This is a genomic window from Paraburkholderia pallida, from assembly GCF_004524855.1.
Taxonomy (GTDB): domain Bacteria; phylum Pseudomonadota; class Gammaproteobacteria; order Burkholderiales; family Burkholderiaceae; genus Paraburkholderia; species Paraburkholderia oxyphila.
Window position 1 is genome coordinate 994537 of sequence record NZ_CP038150.1, and the last position, 16222, is coordinate 1010758.

The window sequence follows — 16222 nt, forward strand, 5'->3', positions numbered from 1 at the left end:
TACACGAAAAATCCGGTTGACAAGCAACAAGCACGAGAGCAGCCGGATCGATCTACGACTCATTCCAAATCACTATTCTTAATTAATTCGTATTCCTCTATATATAGATGACCACGAAGATGAATTAAATCCTGTGATGGAGAAAACTTCCAGGTTGCTCAGGACCGCCGGTCGCCCTGCGTGGTGCCCGCCGTCGCAGCGGACCCCGTGACGTTCGATGAGGGCCTGCCCGCACTGATCGCATCGTGCCGCGGAAACACGAGCGTAAAGCGCGTCACGCCGTTGCTGCTCGACGCGTGCCACGTTCCGCCGTGCAGCGACATGATGCTGCGCACGATCGAAAGTCCAAGCCCACTCGACTCCGATGACCGGTGCCGCGAGGGATCCGCACGATAGAAGCGGTCGAAGATTCGCTCGAGATGATGCGGCTCGATCGTTGGTCCATGGTTCTCGACGTGGAGCGTCGTTGCGTCGGGTCCCTGCTCCGCCACGGTCGAAATCGCCGTGCCCGGCTCGGCATATCGCAGGGCATTCGCGAGCAGGTTCCCCAGCGCGCGGCGCAGCAGCAGCGGGTCCGCCGACACATAGCCACCGCCGTGCCACTGGAGACTGACGTCGCGCTCGTCCGCGAGGCCTTCGAAATACTCCTGCAAGCGTTCGAACTCGTCTGCAAGCAGCAAGTCCTGGCGCTCGATGGCGTTGTCCGCGTGCTCGGTCCGGGCGAGAAAAAGCATGTTCTCCAGCATTTTGGACAGCCGCTGCAGCTCCTCGAAATTCGAGCCGAGGAGCCGCTGGTAATACGCGGTATCGCGCGTCTGGCTCAATCCCACTTCGGTCTGCCCCATCAGGTTGCCGATGGGCGTTCGCAGGTCGTGCGCCATGTCCGCCGACACCTGTTTCAACTGCGTGAAGCCGCGCTCGAGACGATCCAGCATGCCGTTGAATGCCGCAATCAGTGCGTCGAGCTCAGGCGGCGATGCGCGCTGTTCGATGCGGGTCGAGAGCGTATTGATGCCGATCGCCCCCGTCTTCGCCGCGAGGAGCCGCAACGGTTGCATGTTGCGGCGCGCGAGAAAGAAAGCGAGCAACGCGACGATGAGCGCTGCGGCCGAGGCCAGCAACACAATCTGGTTCCTGTACGCCCGCAATAACCGCGTGCGCTCGGACAGCAGCCGGCCGGAGATGATCTGCAGATCGTGCGGCCCGGCCACATCGTGCGCCGCAGCGGCGACGTAAATGAACGGCGTCCCATCAGGCGCGCGCGTATGCTGAACGGCGCCGGGCGTGAGCGGGACATCCGCGGGCACGGGTGTCATGTCGGGCACGGTCCTGTGCCCCGGATTGACCGCAATGAGCGGGGCTTCTCCGGGGAAGCGCACGATCAGCAGCGACTCCGTATTACCCAGCATGTTGGCAAAAAGATGGGGCTTGTCATGAATCAGCTCGCGCACGTCGGCGTCGTTCATCAGCGTGCGGAGCTGGTCGACGCGGGTCACAAGCGCGGCGTCGTCGCGCATGATCAGTTGCTGCTCCAGCCCCCTGTACAGGAGCGCGCCGAGCGACGCCATCGCGGTAAAAACGATCACGGCGTACAGCAATGCAAGCCGCGTGGTGAGCGACAGGCGCTTCATGCTTCGTGCTCGAATCGATACCCCACGCCGTGAACCGTGTGGATCAGGCGCACGGGGAAAGGCTCGTCGATCTTCTGCCGCAACCGCCGCACGGCGACATCGACGACGTTGCTGTCGCTGTCGAAATTCATGTCCCACACGCGGGACGCGATCAGGGCGCGGGAGAGCACCTGGTCCTGATGCAACAAGAAGAACTGCAGCAGGTTGAACTCCTTGTTGGTCAGCGTAATGCGCACGCCGGCCCGCTCGACTCTGCGCCTCGGCACGTCGACACGAAGATCCCCGACTTCGAACACCTCTTCCTCATGCTTCTGGGGCTGACCGCGGCGCAGGATGATGCGCACGCGCGCCAGCAGTTCGGCGAATGAAAAGGGCTTGACCAGGTAGTCGTCGGCGCCGAGATCGAGGCCCTTCAGCCGGTCTTCGAGCGTGCCGCGAGCGCTCAGGAACAGCACCGGCGTGTCACTGCGCGCACCGAGCTTCTTCATGACGGTCCAGCCATCCATCTCCGGCATCATCACGTCGAGCAAGACCAGGTCGTAGCGCATCTCCTGCGCGAGATGCAGCCCGTCTATGCCGTTCGCGGCGACGTCGACGACGTAGCCCGCTTCCGTCAAGCCGCTCTGCAGGTACGCAGCTGTCTTGGCTTCGTCTTCAATGACGAGGATTCTCATGTCGTCCGATTCCTGTGCATTCATCCGCATGAAGTTGACCGGAGAACTGACCGGAATGCCCGTTCTGTCCAGCGTGACCGCAGTCTAGGAGGCGGGCGCGAACAGGGCCGTTACCCATTCATTACAAGAAAATGACGCATGGACAGGCGGTGCCAATCGCGTCGTCATGGCGGACATGCCGATCAGGGACGCACGCCGCAGCTGATATTTTTTTGTAATAACTGGGTCACTTCCTCGTGCGAACCGGACACCTACACTGGCATCGCGCTGTATCACAAACTACTTTACTCAGCACAGGCTGACTCATCCAGACAACCCACGCTTTTTAGTTAGCAACGCAATACGAACCCGATGATCCCGGTACGTATTTTCGATTGCTCAGACCATTTTGGCCCTATCCGTTGCCAACGCCTGCGCGCAGGAAAGCGCCGCACCGTATTCACGTTGCCAGCAATCGTCAAGCCAATATCCGCGTGGGGTGTATCTGGCCGGGGTCCGATCCCTGCGATTCGATCCCTCACGATACCGCGCGTTCCTTCAACATCCCAATTCGGAGTCCTTTATGGAAAGCAAGCAAAACACAGGTGACCTCACCCAGCGCATGACGATCGGCGACTTCCTGCTTCGCCGTCTCGAGGAAGCCGGCATTCGGCATCTGTTCGGCGTACCAGGCGACTACAACCTCGCACTGTTGCAGCAGCTGCACGATAGCGGCTCGCTGGAATGGGTGGGCACGACGGGGGAGCTGACCTCATCCTATGCGGCAGACGGCTATGCACGCCTGAATGGGCTCGGCGCGCTGCTCGTCACGAACGGCGTCGGCGCCCTGAGCGCACTGAACGGTGTCGCCGGCGCCTACGCCGAGCATGTCCCCATCATCTGCATTTGCGGTTCGATCCCGCTGAGGTCCATCGACCGCGGCCTTGGCATGCATCACACCATGGCAGACGGCAACTTCGACCACTTCCTGCGCGCCTACGCGCCGGTGACCGCGGCACAGGCCAGGATCACCCCGCGCAACGCTGCCGTCGAGATCGACCGATTGATCCTCACCGCCTGGCGCGAGAAGCTCCCGGTCTACATGGAGTTGCCCTCCGACATCGCCTATCTGGAGATCGAGGTGCCTGCCCATGCACTCGTCCTGGCCGAGCCGCCCAGCGATCCGGAACGGCTGCAGTCGTGCATCGCTGCACTCGCGCAACGGCTCTCCGCCGCCACCGCGCCCGCGATCCTCGTCGATACGGACGCGGACCGGTTCGGCGTCGTCCCCGAGCTCATGGAGCTGGCAAGCAAGCTGCAGGCGCCGGTGGCCGCGATCAACGCAGCCAAGGGGGTGATCGACGAGTCGTTCGCGCATTACGCCGGCATCTACGGCGGCAAGGCCAGCGAGCCGCAGGCACGTGAAGCGATCGAAAGCAGCGACTGTCTGCTCGCCGTCGGCTATCGGCCGATCGAGGTCACCACGGGCGATTTCACGGCCACGCTGCCCGCCGGCACGATCCACGCGCGCGGGCACGCCGTGGACATCGGTGAGGAAAACTATCAGGCCGTCACACTGAAGGAAGTGCTGCGCGGCGTTATCGAAGCAGTCCCGGCGGTCACGAACCGCGCACCGCAGCCTGCCGCTGCAGCCGCGCCGGCCGCGCCGGCGGACAGTGCCGCTGCACTGACTCAGGCGGCCTACTGGCAGGCCATCGAGGGCTACCTGCGGCCCGGCGACGTCCTGTATGTCGACAATGGCACGTCATTCTCCCTGCTCGGCCTGAAGCTTCCGCCGAACTGCACCTTTATTGGGTCGATCAACTGGGGATCGATTGGGTTTTCCGTTGGCGCCCTGCTGGGTGCGCTCACTGCGGCACCCGAGCGGCGCCATATTCTGCTGGTGGGCGACGGCTCGTTCCAGGTCACGGCGCAGGAACTCTCGACCATTCTGCATCATGACCACAAGCCGGTGATCCTGCTGATCAACAACGGCGGATACACCATCGAACGCGGCTACCTCGGCAAGACCGAGCCTTACAACGACATCGCCAACTGGTCCTATGCCGACCTGCCGAAGGTGCTCCATCCCGGCGCGACGGCGCAATCGTTCGTGGTCAAGACCTGCGGGGATCTTCAAAGCGCCCTCGCCGCGCCGAACGACAGGCTGATTTTCGTCGAGTCGATCATGGACCCCTGCGATGCGCCCGCTCCAATCCTCCATAGCAGCAACGTGGGCGCCGAGCTCGACTACGGGCCGCGTGGCCCGCAGCATCGCGAAAACCTGCAGTTGCGGCCCGGCACTTTGAAGTGATCCGCTCGTCCGGAATGGGATCAAGCAGTCTGCGGTCTCAACTCGCGCAACGAGGCGCCGTTCGGGCGCAACCGCACCTGCGGATCGATCCGCTTCCAGGGCAGATCGGCCGGATCGGCGGCCATCGGGCCAGGCGCCTTCGCGACGAGATGGGCCTCCGCAATCGAGTCGAAGTCGGCGCGATAGTGGACCGAGCTCTTGTTCACGAGAATCTTCATACGTTCGGGCTCGATGCCCGCCACGCGATAAAGATTGCGATCGAAAATCTGCATCTTGACCGAGCAGACCGCAATGCGCACGCCACCGATACGCAGGCACGCGACAGGCCCGATATCCGTCCACATGCCATTCATCATCGGACCATCGAAACGCACGCGCCCGTCGGCCAGATGCTCCACCACGAACGCTCCCGCAAGCGGCGCGTCGCCGGGCACGCCCGTGCCGCCCGCGAGTGTCAGGTCGATGATCGCACCGACCCCCGCCTCGTGAGCCTTCGCGGCCGCGTGCAGGTCCCACACGAGGCCCACGGCGGCATCGTGCGCGCCCTGGCGCAACAACGCGCGCACGAGCCCCATCGTGTTCGAATCGCCGCCCACGCCGGGGTTGTCCTGGGTATCCGCAATCACCACGGGGCGCGTCGCGTGCCCTGCGATGCGCATGGCCTCGCGCACGGCTTCGTCAGGGTCGAGGAAATGCACGTCCCAGTCGCTTTCCCGAGAGACGATCGCCGCGGCGAGCGTCTCGACGGCAGCCGTCACCGCGGCCTCGTCGAACCCGTAGCCCCAGACGGCCGCCCCGCATTCGGGGAAATCGGCGGCTGGAAATCCCGGCGTAAACGAGAGTGACACGACCGGGTCGCGCTCGAGCGCCGCGAGACGCTCATAGAGGCTGCGCGCCGGGTCCGCGAGCGTGCACATGCCGTTCACGGGAATCAGGAACGGCATGCGCCGCACCACGTGCTTGAGGCCACGCTCGCGCGCGGACATCATCCGCATCAGGATGCGGGCGGCACGCGCGCCGGTCTCGGCCATGTCGACGTGCGGATAGGTGCGGTACGCGACCATCGCGTCGGCATGCCGGAACATCTCGCCAGTCACGTTCGCATGCAGGTCGAGCGAGACGACGATGGGCACGTCGGCGCCGACGATCGTCCGCACGCGCCGCAGCAATTCGCCTTCGCCGTCGTCGAGGTGCTCCGCGACCATGGCGCCGTGCAGATCGAGGTAGATCGCATCGTACCCGCCACGCCGGACCGCCTCGACGATCTCACCGGCAATGCGCTCGTAGGCGTCCTCCGTCACGTGAGCCGACGCGCTCGCGCCGGCCCAGATCACCGGCACCAGCGTATGGCCTTCCGCTTCCGCCATCGTGATGAAGCCGCCCGCAGGCACGTTCACGTCGCGCAGCGCGAGCACGTCTGCGCCGCGCGCGAGCGGCGGAAATCCTTCGCCCTGAACGAAGCTCTGCCAACTGGCCCTGGTTGGCGCGAACGTGTTGGTTTCGTGCTGGAAGCCGGCAATGAGAATGTTCATGATTCTGACCTCTGATGTTTTGGATAACCAGGAAAGCCGCTCGCGCGTCGCAGATTGCTGCATGCGCGGAAGCGGCGTGTTTCAGCGCTGCGCAGCCGGAAGGCTGATGCGCGCGATCAGGAGCGCCGCGAGCAGGCATACGCCCGCCAGCGCGTAGAGCGCCGGTTGCAGACTGCCGGTCGCGGTCTTGATCCAGCCGATGGCGGCCGGCCCCCAGAAGCCGCCCGAGAGGCCGATCGTATTGATGAGCGCGATGCCGCCCGCGGCGGCCGGCCCCTTGATGTACGCGGGCGGAATCGCCCAGAACACCGTATAGGCCATCCAGAGCGCCGCAGTGACGCAAGTCAGGAGGGTGAGCGAAACCCAGAGATGCATGCCGGCGAACGCACACGCCACGAGCAGCACCGCAGCCGCGGCGGCCGGCACCGCGCAGTGAAGCCGGCGCTCGCCCACGCGGTCCGAGCGCCGTCCCATATAGATCATGCCGAAGGCGGCGGCCACGTATGGAATGGACGCATACCAGCCCAGCGTGACGAGACTGCTCACGCCCTGCGCCTGCAAGATGGCCGGCAGCCAGAAGCTGATCGCATAGATCGATGCGATGATGCAGAAGTAGGCGAACGCGAGCCCATAGACCTTGCGGTCCTTCAGCACATCGCGAAACTGTGCCGGGTGCGCTTGCTCACTGCCGACTTCGGCTTCCAGCCGCCGCCGCTCCGTATGGCTGAGCCAGCCGGCATCCGCCGGGCGATCGGGCAGGTAGAAGAACACCGCGATCCCGAGCACGATGCAGGGCAGCCCTTCCACGAGGAACATCCATTGCCAGCCCGCGAGCCCCATCGCACCGGCGAGCGCGGTCATGATGCCGGCGCAGAGCGGGCCGCCGACGATACCGCCGATCGGTCCGGCCAGAAAGACGATGGCGATGGCGCGCGCCATGCGCGTGGGACCGTACCAGCGCGACAAGTAGAAGATCATGCCCGGCGCGAATCCCGCTTCGAACACGCCGAGCAGGAAGCGCATCGCATAGAAGGCCGGCACGCTCTTGACGAACAGCATGCAGGCCGAAGTGATGCCCCATAGCACGAGAATCCGCGAGAAGGTCCGGCGCGCGCCAACGCGCGGCAACATCAGATTGCTTGGCAGTTCGAACAGCACGTAGCCAATGAAGAAGATGCCGGCGCCGACACCGTAAGCCGCATCCGAGAACCCCAGGTCGGTTTGCATCTGCAGCTTCGCGAAGCCGACATTGACGCGGTCGAGGTATGCAAACAAATAGCAGATGAGCAGCAACGGCAAGAGCCGTGCATTGATCTTGCTGTACAGCGCCGAAGCGTTGCCGGCTTGCGCTGTGGGGATGATAGCCGCCATGCCTGTCTCCTGGAGATCCGTTATGTGAGTCTTGGCAACGACATCGTGACCAGGGCAAGCCGCGCTAGCAAGAGCAACAAAGTTCACATATCGTTCTCTCCAGGGCAACACACGCTCCGGCGAGGGTACGATGCGCGAAATCAATCAGCAGCGGTTGCGCTACTTTCATGAGGTGCTGAGCCACGGCACGATACGCGGCGCGGCGGACAGCCTGAATACCTCGCCCTCGGTCATCACGCGGCAGATCAAGCTGCTCGAGGACGAACTGGGTGCGCAGCTATTCGAGCGGCAGGCGCGCGGCGTCAAGCCCACCGAGGCGGCCGCGCACCTGCTCGAATTCTGGCGCGGCTATCGCGCCCAGCAGGAGAAGTTCGAGGACCAGTTGCACGCGTTGCGCGGCCTCCAGCAAGGGCGGGTGGAGCTCGCCGTGAGCGAGGGCTATGTCGATGCGCTGATCGCCGAAGTCATCACACCGTTCTGCGAGAAATATCCGAAGCTCGATATCGGCCTCAGCATGCTGCCCGTCGACGATGTGCTCAACGAAGTCGCCGAAAGCCGGGCCCATATCGGCCTGGCGTTCAACCCGCCGCCGCATCCGCGCATCGAGTACCGGGCGAGTTCCGCACAGCCGGTCATGCTGCTCGTGCGGCGAGACCATCCGCTTGCCCTGCGCGGCACGCACGCATCGGTGCAGGACCTGCTCGCGTGGCCGCTCGCGCTCATGCCGAGCACGTTCGGCATCGGACATCTCGCGAACATGCTCGCCTTCGCGGAGAACATTGCCATCCGCCCGACACTCACCACCAACTCGCTCACGGCGCTCAAGCGCATTGTGGCGGACGGGAACTTCATCACGCTGATCGGCGAATTCGCCGCGTCGCGCGAGATCGAGGCCGGGGAGCTCGTGACGGTGCCCATCGACCATGCGCTTTTTCTGGGCACGATGGCGCGGGTGCTGGTGAAATCCGGGCGGCCGCTCGTTGCTGCCGCGCACGAACTGCTGGACTGGATTCTTCAGCGCATGGCCATGTTCGCGCGAACATGAGCGACCGATGCGCGGGAGCGCAGCGACGCCCTCCCTGTTTTGCGCTGCGAAACCGACGCCCACGTCCTTGAAGTCCCGTCGATCCTGCGCGACCGAGAACGCAAGGCATCGATCGAAGGCGAGCATATCGTCGAATACATGCTCAGCCGCGTGCGCGCCCATGGGCTGGACGATACCGTGCACCGTCTTTGCGGGATCAACCTGCAGACGTACAAAGTGCGGCGGGCTGCCGGGCGGCTCTGAGCCACCCGGGAGACCACGTCCGCGCCGCATCCCGCTTACCGCTCTTCCCGCACTGCCGCGGCGGGCGCGGCTGTCGAGGCCGTCGCGTACGCGGCGCGCCGCGCGCTCCGCCCGAACACATAAGACAGGAGCGCCGAAACCAGCAACGTCGCACTGACAAAATACAGCCCGAGCGAATAGTCGCCGCTGAGGTCACGCAAGCGCCCGATCACCATCGGGCCAATCGTGCCGCCAATCAGGCTGCCCATCGCATTGATGAGCGCGATGCCAGCAGCTGCCGCGGAACCCGAGAGAAACTGTGTCGGCATGCTCCACAACGGCGGCTTCGCTGCGTTGATACCGAAGTTCGCGATGGCCAGTGCAGCGACGAGCACGACCGCGCTCGAGGCATGACCGGCCATCAGCATCCCGATTCCGGCGGCCAGGCACGCGATCGCGACGTGCAGCCGCCGTTCGTTCGTGCGATCTGAATTGCGTGCCCACAGCACCATCGTGACGACCGCGAACAGATTCGGGATCGCGTTCACGAGACCCAGCTCCAGATAGCTGAAGCCAAACCGGTGGATGATCATCGGCGCCCAGATGCCGATCGCGTACAGACCGGTCGAGGTTCCCGCGTACACGAGCGCGAGCAACAGCACGCGCGGGTCCTTGACCGCCCCCCAGATGCTCGACTTGCTTTGGGCGGCCTTCGCGTCGCGTTCGCGCTGCATCTCGTCGGCGAGCCACTTGCGCTCGGTGGCCGTGAGCCAGTGCGCGCCCTCTGGCCGGTCCGTCAGGTAGAACAACGCAACGATCCCGAGCAGCACGGTTGGCGCCCCCTCGACGAGGAACAGCCATTGCCAGCCATGCAGATGCGCGACGCCGTCGAGGCCCAGCAGCGCACCCGAGATCGGCGAGCCGATCATGTTCGACAGCGGCGCCGCCGTCATGAACATCGCCGTGACGAAGGCACGGTGGCGCGCCGGAAACCAGTAGCTCAGATACAGGATGATGCCGGGAAAGAAGCCCGCTTCCGCGAGACCGAGCACGAAGCGCAGCGTGTAGAAACTGTACGGGCCGCTCGCCAATGCCGTGGCCGCCGAGAGCAGCCCCCACACCACCATCAGCAACGCGATCCAGCGCCGCGCCCCGACCCGCTGCAGCGCGAGGTTCGACGGCATGCCGGCCGCGATGTAGCCGACAAAGAAAATCCCCGCGCCGACACCGAACATGGCCTGGGTCAGCCCGATGTCGTGATTCATCGTGAGGCCGGCGAAGCCGACGTTCACGCGATTCAGAAAGCTCAAAAAGTAGAGGACGATGATAAACGGCGTGATGCGCCGGGAAACTTTGCGTATCACGCTGGTTTCCAGAGCGGCGGCGTCGTGAGAACGAACTGCGGCTACGGTCATGAGTGTCTCCTGTCGACCAGAGTTCGAACTTGTGCTGTCGACCAGAGTTCGCGCTTTAGCGCGTTACTCTGGTCCCATGCAACGCTCGCTACTCTGGTCCCATGCAAGGCTATCGACCCGAGTTCGAGCTTTGTGTCGTTACTCTGGTCCCATGCAAAACTCTGTGTTAAATCGTGCGCGCCGATGCGCGCTGCTGCTGCGCCGGCAGATCGATACGGCACCAGGGCTCTGCCGCCCAGTGGCGCGCTTCAAAGGCTGCAATCGCGTCCTCCTCGCGCAGCGTCATGCCTATCATGTCGAGGCGCTCGACCAGCATGCGTTTCTGGCGTGCCGGCAGCGAAAACGCAAAGCGCTGCCCCGAAGGCGTCAGCACGACCTCGTGTTCGACGTCGATCGTCACCCGCTTGTCGCTGCCGCTTTCGAGCTCCGCCACCAGCGCCTCGATCTGCTGCGCCGGCAGCGTGACGAGCAACAGCCGGTTGTTCGCCGCGTTGAAGTAGAAAATCTCGCCGTAGCTCGGCGCAATCACGGCCTCGAAACCGGCCTGCTGCAGGCCCCACACCGCATGTTCGCGGCTCGAGCCGCAGCCGAAGTTCGCCCCGCCGATGAGGATCTTTGCGCCGCCATACTCCGCGCGGTTGAGCACGAACGACTCGCGCGGACGGCCGTCGCCGTCGAAGCGCAGGTTGTACAGGAGCCCGCGTGCGAGCCCCGACTTGTCGATGCCGAGCAGGAACTGCTTCGGCATGATCTGGTCGGTATCGAGGTTGTTGACAGGCAGCGGCGCGGCAATCCCCGCGATCACGAATGACTCAGACATGAGCGAACTCCTTGCGTACGTCGACAATGCGGCCCGCAATCGCAGCGGCGGCGGCCATCGCGGGGCTCATCAGATGGGTTTTGCTGTCGCGGCCCTGGCGACCTTCGAAGTTGCGGTTCGTCGTCGATGCGCAGCGCTCGCCGGGCGCCAGCACATCGTCGTTCATCGCGAGGCACATCGAACAGCCCGGCTGCCGCCATTCGAATCCCGCGTCGATCAGCACCTGCGCCACGCCCTCGCGCTCCGCCTGGTCGCGCACCATGCCCGAGCCCGGCACAACCATCGCGCGCACCGTCGACGCCACCTTGCGGCCGCGCACGACCTTCGCCACCTCGCGCAGGTCCTCGATCCGGGCATTCGTGCACGAGCCGATGAACACGCGGTCGATCGGCGTGCCCGCGACAGGCGCACCGGCCGGCAAGCCGATGTAATCGAGCGCCTTGTTCATCGTCGCGGCATCGAGACCGGAGCCATCGGCCGTGTCGGGAATGCGCCCGTCCACCGGCACCGCCTGGTCGGGACTCGTTCCCCATGTGACGTAGGGCGCGACCTGGGTCGCGTCGAAACGGTGCTCGATGTCGAAATGCGCATCGGCATCCGAGCGCAACTGCGACCACGCGTTGCACGCGGCGTCGAGTGTCTTCGCATCGAGGTCGCGCACTTTGCTGCGGACGTAGTCGAGCGTCGTGCGGTCCGGCGCGATCAGCGCCGCACGCGCGCCCGCCTCCACCGTCATATTGCAGAGGGTCATCCGGGCCTCGGCGGACAACATGGCAATCGCCTCGCCCGCGTATTCGACCGCATAGCCGCGCGCGCCCTGCGCGCCAATACGCGCGATGATGTGCAGCACGAGATCCTTCGACGTCGTGCCCGCCGGCAGCGTGCCGTCCACGACGATGCGCATGTCCTTCGCGACGCGGTAGACGAGTGTCTGCGTGGCGAGCACATGCTCGACCTCCGAGGTGCCGATGCCGAATCCGAGCGCACCGAGTGCGCCGTAAGTGGTCGTGTGGCTATCGCCGCACAGCACGACCATGCCGGGGCGGATCAATCCGATCTCGGGCGCGACGACGTGCTCGATGCCCTGAACCGGGTCGTCGACATCGAATAGATGAATGCCTTGCTCCACGCAATTGCGCGTGAAATTCGTGGCCTGCTTCGCGGCATCGACAATCTCGATCGTGCGCTTCGAGACCGGCACAGGGCGGGTGGGAATCACGTGGTCGACGACGCCCATCTGCTGACGCGGACGCCGCACGAGCAGGCCCTTTCCGCGCAGCCCGGCGAACGCCTGCGGGCTCGTGTACTCGTTCATGATGTGCAGATCGGCGTAGAGCAGAACGTGCTCCGCGTCGATAATCGATACGCAGTGCGAATCGACCAGCTTCTGATAAAAAGTGCTTGAGGACATGGTGAAGCCCTTCTGGGAAGAATCCGGCGAGCGGATCAAATCAGGTCGAATCGGGTCAGGACTGAAGAAACGGCAGCACGCGTTCGAGCAGCAGCGCCGGCGCTTCTTCCGCAATGTAGTGGCCGCACGGGAGCGCCTCGCCGCTCACTTCGGCGCTCCACCTGCGCCACTCGGCCAGCGGGTCGAAGCACTGGCCGACCGCGCCATGCGCCCCCCACAACGCGAGGAACGGGCACACGATGCGCTTGCCCGCCGCGAGGTCCGCGCGGTCGTGCTCGAGGTCGATGGTGATCGAGGCCCGATAGTCCTCGCAGATGCCGTGTGCCGTAGCCGGGTCCGAAAGGCAGCGCAGGTACTCCGCGTACGCCTCGGGCGTGAATGGCTTCAGCCCGGCGCTACGCGCGCCCATGGTCTGCTTCAGATACAGGTCGGGGTCGGCGCGAATCAGCGTTTCCGGGAACGGCGCCGGCCGCACGAGAAAGAACCAGTGCCAGTAGGCGCGCGCGAATTCGAACGACGTCTGTTCGTACATCGCGACGGTTGGGGCCACGTCGAGCGTCACGAGCCGTGTCACGGCCTCCGGATGATCGAGCGCCATGCGCGCGGCGACCCTGCCGCCCCGGTCGTGACCGATTACGTCAAACGAAGCGAAGCCATGGCTGCGCATGAGCTCCACGAGGTCCTGCGCCATGCGGCGCTTCGAATAGCTGGAGTGATCGGCGGCGCCCTGCGGCTTGCCGCTGTCGCCATAACCGCGCAGATCGGCGGCGATCACCGTGTAGTGGCCGGCGAGCGTGGGCGCGACCTCGTGCCAGATCGCGTGCGTTTGCGGATGACCGTGCAGGAGCAAGAGTGCCGGGCCGCGATCGGTCGGGCCGCGATCGGTCGGGCCGCGATCGGCCGGGCCGCGTCCGCCCTTGATTGCGTGAATTCGAATGCCGTCGACATGCGCCGACGCATCCGTGAAGCCTTCAAACATGATTGCCTCCCGAAGTTGCATGTAGTCTAATTGATGCCGTCAACGATTGGGTTTCCGAAAAAGCAATCTAGTCGTAACTCAAAGGAACGAATCGCACGAAGCAAGGGAGCCCCGCCATGGACGCTTTTTCCGATCTGAATCTGTTTGCGCTGGTGGCGCTCAAGCGCAATCTGGCGGCGGCGGCGCGAGAGCTCGGCGTGACACCGCCCGCTGTGAGCAAGCGGCTCGCGCAACTGGAGCAACGCCTTGGCGTACGGCTGATGAACCGCACCACGCGGCGGCTCTCCCTCACGCCGGAAGGCGAGCTCTATCTCGCGAACGGCACGCGCATTCTCGACGAGCTTTCGGAGCTGGAGCAGCTCGTCACGCGCAGCCGCGGCGAACCCACTGGCCTGCTGCGCGTCAACGCGTCGTTCGGCTTCGGCCGGACCCATATCGCGCCTGCGGTGTCGCAGTTCGTCGAGCGCTTTCCGTCGATCAAAATACAGCTGCAACTGACCGAGCGGCCGCTCAGTCTTCAGGAGGAAGGCTTCGATCTCGGCATCCGCTTCGGCGAGGTGCCGGACGCGCGCATCAACGCGCGCCTGCTGCTGAAGAACCGCCGCATCGTGTGCGCGTCGCCGGCCTATCTGAAGCAGCATGGCAAGCCTTCCGTGCCGCATGACCTCGTGCATCACGCCTGTATCGTGCTTCGCGAGAACGATTCGGCGTACGGGTCGTGGCACTTCTCGCGGGGCAAGCGCGCCGAGACCGTGAAAGTCGACGGCGCGCTCTCGAGCAACGACGGCAGCATCGTGTTGAAGTGGGCGCTCGACGGACAGGGCATCGTCGTGCGCTCGCAGTGGGAAGTCGGCGGCCACATCGAACGAGGAGAACTGGTGCCCCTGCTCGCAGAGTGGGCGCTGCCCAACGCCGACATCCACGCTGTCTATCTGGAGCGCAACAAGCTGTCTGCCAAGCTGCGCACGTTCATCGACTTTCTGGGTGCGTACCTGGACGACACATTCAATGGCGGCTCGCGTTCCAGGGCTTCAGCGCCGCACGCCCACCCTTCCGGCGACGATCACCGCGGACCATAGCGCGGCCGACCGCTCAGTTCAGCGCCTCGGCCGGACCGAAGAACTCATACCGGCTTCGTTCTTCCGCGAGACCGAGATCGCGCAGCGTCCGCTTGAGAAACGCCATGAACGGCTTCGGACCCACGAAATACACGCCGCAGTCGAGCCCGACCGGCAGCCACCGTGCGAGGTGCCCGAGGTCCGGGCGGCCGACCGCGTCCGTGCGATTTCGCTCGCGCTACCCGGGCCCGCCGCTTGCCGTGCTCTGGACAATAGGTCGATCCGACGATCGCAACAAATGACGATTCGTGACGGGTGCGATCGCTATGAGTGAATCGTCGGAAGTGCGCTGCGCCACGTGCGCGGACCAATACCAAGGTCCTGGTGTTTTCGCGCCTGAATCCCGGCTAAATCACTAGCAGCCGCCCCCACCAGCCTCCGCCAGATGCCGATTTGTGACAGCCAGGTAAAACTGTTTGATCGTGGCGGGTATTCGAACTTTGCGGTGGCGGCTTTAGATTTCGTATCCATCGGAGCCGCCGAACCCAACGGCGGTTGATCCGAAAACCATTAGCCAGAGGATTCGTCATGAGCACAACGCAGAAAGTCGTCGTCGTTACCGGGGCATCGCAAGGCATCGGTGCGGAGCTGGTCAAAGCATTCCGTCAACGTGGCGACCGTGTGGTCGCAACCGCGCGTTCCATCAAGCCCACCGACGATTCGAACATTCTCGCGATCGCCGGCGACATCGCCGATCCGGCCACCGCGCGCCGCGTGATTGCCGAGGGCGTCGCCCGCTTTGGCCGCATCGACACGCTGGTCAACAACGCGGGCATCTTCATCGCCAAACCCTTCACGAACTACACGGCCGAGGACTACGCGGCCATCACGGGCGTCAACCTCGCCGGCTTCTTCAACATCACGCAACTCGCGGTGGCCGAAATGGAGAAGCATTCGAGCGGCCACGTGGTCAGCATCTCGACGAGCCTCATCGATCATGCGAACAGCAACGTGCCGTCCGTGCTCGCCTCGCTGACCAAGGGCGGCCTGAACGCGGCCACGAAGTCGCTCGCGATCGAATACGCCAAGCGCGGGATCCGCGCGAATGCCGTCGCGCCCGGCATCATCAAGTCGCCGATGCACCCGACGGAAACGCACGAAGCGCTCGGCGCGCTGCATCCCGTGGGCCACATGGGCGAGATGAGCGATATCGTCAACGCCGTGCTGTTCCTCGATTCGGCGCCGTTCGTGACGGGCGAGATCCTGCACGTGGACGGCGGCCAGAGCGCGGGTCACTGAGCACTGCCAGGCATTGCCGAACGAATCGGGCGCCGCAGCGTGGCGCCTGGTTTTAACCAACGAAACGGAGAGCGATATGCCTATCGTGACGATACAGGTCACCCGCGAGGGTACGAAGCCGGGCGCGACGTCGGTCACGGCGGAAGAAAAGGCACAGTTGATCAAGGGTGTGAGCAACGTGCTGCTCGAGGTGTTGAACAAGCCTCTCGATTCCACTTTCGTCGTCATCGAAGAAGTCGAACTGGACAGCTGGGGCTGGGGCGGACTGCCGGTCCCCGAGTTTCGCCGGCAGCGCGCGCAGAAGCCGGACTGAGCGGCCGCGGTGGATCTTCGCAAGAGATCGCCCTGTCGAGACTAAGCGGGTATCGGCTCCGCTTTCGGTTGCCAACCCAACGTCAACCTGGTGGTGTCGATCCACGACGGCCCGGTGAACCTCTATGACGGAAAGTTCGAGCTGGCCGTGCAGTTGCCG

The 16222-nt window shown here is 64.4% G+C and carries 14 protein-coding genes; 6 read left to right on the forward strand and 8 right to left on the reverse strand.

All coding sequences use genetic code 11. The features are described 5' to 3' along the window. Positions 1-158 precede the first annotated feature (158 nt). Both E1956_RS30975 and E1956_RS30980 read right to left on the reverse strand, forming a co-directional pair. Positions 159-1631 carry a heavy metal sensor histidine kinase gene (locus tag E1956_RS30975; protein WP_134756413.1) on the reverse strand — a complete coding sequence of 491 codons (1473 nt, stop codon included), beginning with the start codon at positions 1629-1631 and terminating at the stop codon, positions 159-161. Continuing rightward, positions 1628-2305, reverse strand: coding sequence for a heavy metal response regulator transcription factor (locus tag E1956_RS30980; RefSeq protein ID WP_134756415.1), 678 nt, complete (start codon positions 2303-2305; stop codon positions 1628-1630). Before E1956_RS30980 ends, E1956_RS30975 begins: the two co-directional genes overlap by 4 nt. Positions 2306-2867: 562 nt before the next feature. Between E1956_RS30980 and E1956_RS30985 the strand changes: the two genes are divergently transcribed. Beyond that, the gene (locus E1956_RS30985; RefSeq protein ID WP_134756417.1) at positions 2868-4598 is read left to right on the forward strand and encodes an alpha-keto acid decarboxylase family protein; all 1731 of its coding nucleotides are present in this window, start codon (positions 2868-2870) and stop codon (positions 4596-4598) included. A 20-nt stretch (positions 4599-4618) separates the two neighbouring features. Here E1956_RS30985 and E1956_RS30990 read toward each other — a convergent pair whose 3' ends face one another. Then, positions 4619-6130: a M81 family metallopeptidase gene (locus E1956_RS30990; RefSeq protein ID WP_134756419.1), complete on the reverse strand. Its 1512-nt coding sequence runs from the start codon at positions 6128-6130 to the stop codon at positions 4619-4621. Between the two features lie 81 nt (positions 6131-6211). Beyond that, entirely contained in the window at positions 6212-7501 is a 1290-nt protein-coding gene (locus E1956_RS30995) for an MFS transporter (RefSeq protein ID WP_134756421.1), read from the reverse strand. A 130-nt stretch (positions 7502-7631) separates the two neighbouring features. Between E1956_RS30995 and E1956_RS31000 the strand changes: the two genes are divergently transcribed. Together E1956_RS31000 and E1956_RS31005 are read left to right on the forward strand one after the other, a co-directional pair. Beyond that, positions 7632-8546, forward strand: a complete 915-nt coding sequence (locus E1956_RS31000) for a LysR family transcriptional regulator (protein ID WP_134756423.1) — start codon at positions 7632-7634, stop codon at positions 8544-8546. A gap of 39 nt (positions 8547-8585) precedes the next feature. Further along, complete coding sequence (locus tag E1956_RS31005; RefSeq protein ID WP_134756425.1) at positions 8586-8789, forward strand: hypothetical protein; 204 nt, start codon at positions 8586-8588, stop codon at positions 8787-8789. 35 nt (positions 8790-8824) lie between these two features. Here E1956_RS31005 and E1956_RS31010 read toward each other — a convergent pair whose 3' ends face one another. From E1956_RS31010 to E1956_RS31025, 4 genes are all read right to left on the reverse strand, one after another. Continuing rightward, on the reverse strand, positions 8825-10183 hold the full coding sequence (locus E1956_RS31010) for an MFS transporter (protein ID WP_134756427.1): 1359 nt from the start codon (positions 10181-10183) through the stop codon (positions 8825-8827). A 166-nt stretch (positions 10184-10349) separates the two neighbouring features. After that, positions 10350-11003: a 3-isopropylmalate dehydratase small subunit gene (gene leuD, locus E1956_RS31015; RefSeq protein WP_134756429.1), complete on the reverse strand. Its 654-nt coding sequence runs from the start codon at positions 11001-11003 to the stop codon at positions 10350-10352. Continuing rightward, the gene (gene leuC / locus E1956_RS31020; protein WP_134756432.1) at positions 10996-12414 is read right to left on the reverse strand and encodes a 3-isopropylmalate dehydratase large subunit; all 1419 of its coding nucleotides are present in this window, start codon (positions 12412-12414) and stop codon (positions 10996-10998) included. Before leuC ends, leuD begins: the two co-directional genes overlap by 8 nt. A 55-nt stretch (positions 12415-12469) precedes the next feature. After that, positions 12470-13393 carry an alpha/beta fold hydrolase gene (locus E1956_RS31025; protein WP_134756434.1) on the reverse strand — a complete coding sequence of 308 codons (924 nt, stop codon included), beginning with the start codon at positions 13391-13393 and terminating at the stop codon, positions 12470-12472. 116 nt (positions 13394-13509) lie between these two features. On the opposite strand from E1956_RS31025, the gene E1956_RS31030 reads away from it, so the two are divergent. From E1956_RS31030 to E1956_RS31040, 3 genes are all read left to right on the forward strand, one after another. Continuing rightward, positions 13510-14472: a LysR family transcriptional regulator gene (locus E1956_RS31030; RefSeq protein ID WP_134756436.1), complete on the forward strand. Its 963-nt coding sequence runs from the start codon at positions 13510-13512 to the stop codon at positions 14470-14472. A 567-nt stretch (positions 14473-15039) separates the two neighbouring features. Continuing rightward, positions 15040-15750 carry an SDR family NAD(P)-dependent oxidoreductase gene (locus E1956_RS31035; protein ID WP_134756438.1) on the forward strand — a complete coding sequence of 237 codons (711 nt, stop codon included), beginning with the start codon at positions 15040-15042 and terminating at the stop codon, positions 15748-15750. Positions 15751-15826: 76 nt separating this feature from the next. Next, complete coding sequence (locus tag E1956_RS31040; protein ID WP_134756440.1) at positions 15827-16063, forward strand: tautomerase family protein; 237 nt, start codon at positions 15827-15829, stop codon at positions 16061-16063. Positions 16064-16222 lie beyond the last annotated feature (159 nt).

Bases quoted from the DNA above. Each gene is read 5' to 3' on its own strand.
- E1956_RS30975 (WP_134756413.1), bottom strand. From the start codon at position 1,631: ATGAAGCGCCTGTCGCTCACCACGCGGCTTGCATTGCTGTACGCCGTG.
- E1956_RS30980 (WP_134756415.1), bottom strand. From the start codon at position 2,305: ATGAGAATCCTCGTCATTGAAGACGAAGCCAAGACAGCTGCGTACCTG.
- E1956_RS30985 (WP_134756417.1), top strand. From the start codon at position 2,868: ATGGAAAGCAAGCAAAACACAGGTGACCTCACCCAGCGCATGACGATC.
- E1956_RS30990 (WP_134756419.1), bottom strand. From the start codon at position 6,130: ATGAACATTCTCATTGCCGGCTTCCAGCACGAAACCAACACGTTCGCG.
- E1956_RS30995 (WP_134756421.1), bottom strand. From the start codon at position 7,501: ATGGCGGCTATCATCCCCACAGCGCAAGCCGGCAACGCTTCGGCGCTG.
- E1956_RS31000 (WP_134756423.1), top strand. From the start codon at position 7,632: ATGCGCGAAATCAATCAGCAGCGGTTGCGCTACTTTCATGAGGTGCTG.
- E1956_RS31010 (WP_134756427.1), bottom strand. From the start codon at position 10,183: ATGACCGTAGCCGCAGTTCGTTCTCACGACGCCGCCGCTCTGGAAACC.
- leuD (WP_134756429.1), bottom strand. From the start codon at position 11,003: ATGTCTGAGTCATTCGTGATCGCGGGGATTGCCGCGCCGCTGCCTGTC.
- leuC (WP_134756432.1), bottom strand. From the start codon at position 12,414: ATGTCCTCAAGCACTTTTTATCAGAAGCTGGTCGATTCGCACTGCGTA.
- E1956_RS31025 (WP_134756434.1), bottom strand. From the start codon at position 13,393: ATGTTTGAAGGCTTCACGGATGCGTCGGCGCATGTCGACGGCATTCGA.
- E1956_RS31030 (WP_134756436.1), top strand. From the start codon at position 13,510: ATGGACGCTTTTTCCGATCTGAATCTGTTTGCGCTGGTGGCGCTCAAG.
- E1956_RS31035 (WP_134756438.1), top strand. From the start codon at position 15,040: ATGAGCACAACGCAGAAAGTCGTCGTCGTTACCGGGGCATCGCAAGGC.
- E1956_RS31040 (WP_134756440.1), top strand. From the start codon at position 15,827: ATGCCTATCGTGACGATACAGGTCACCCGCGAGGGTACGAAGCCGGGC.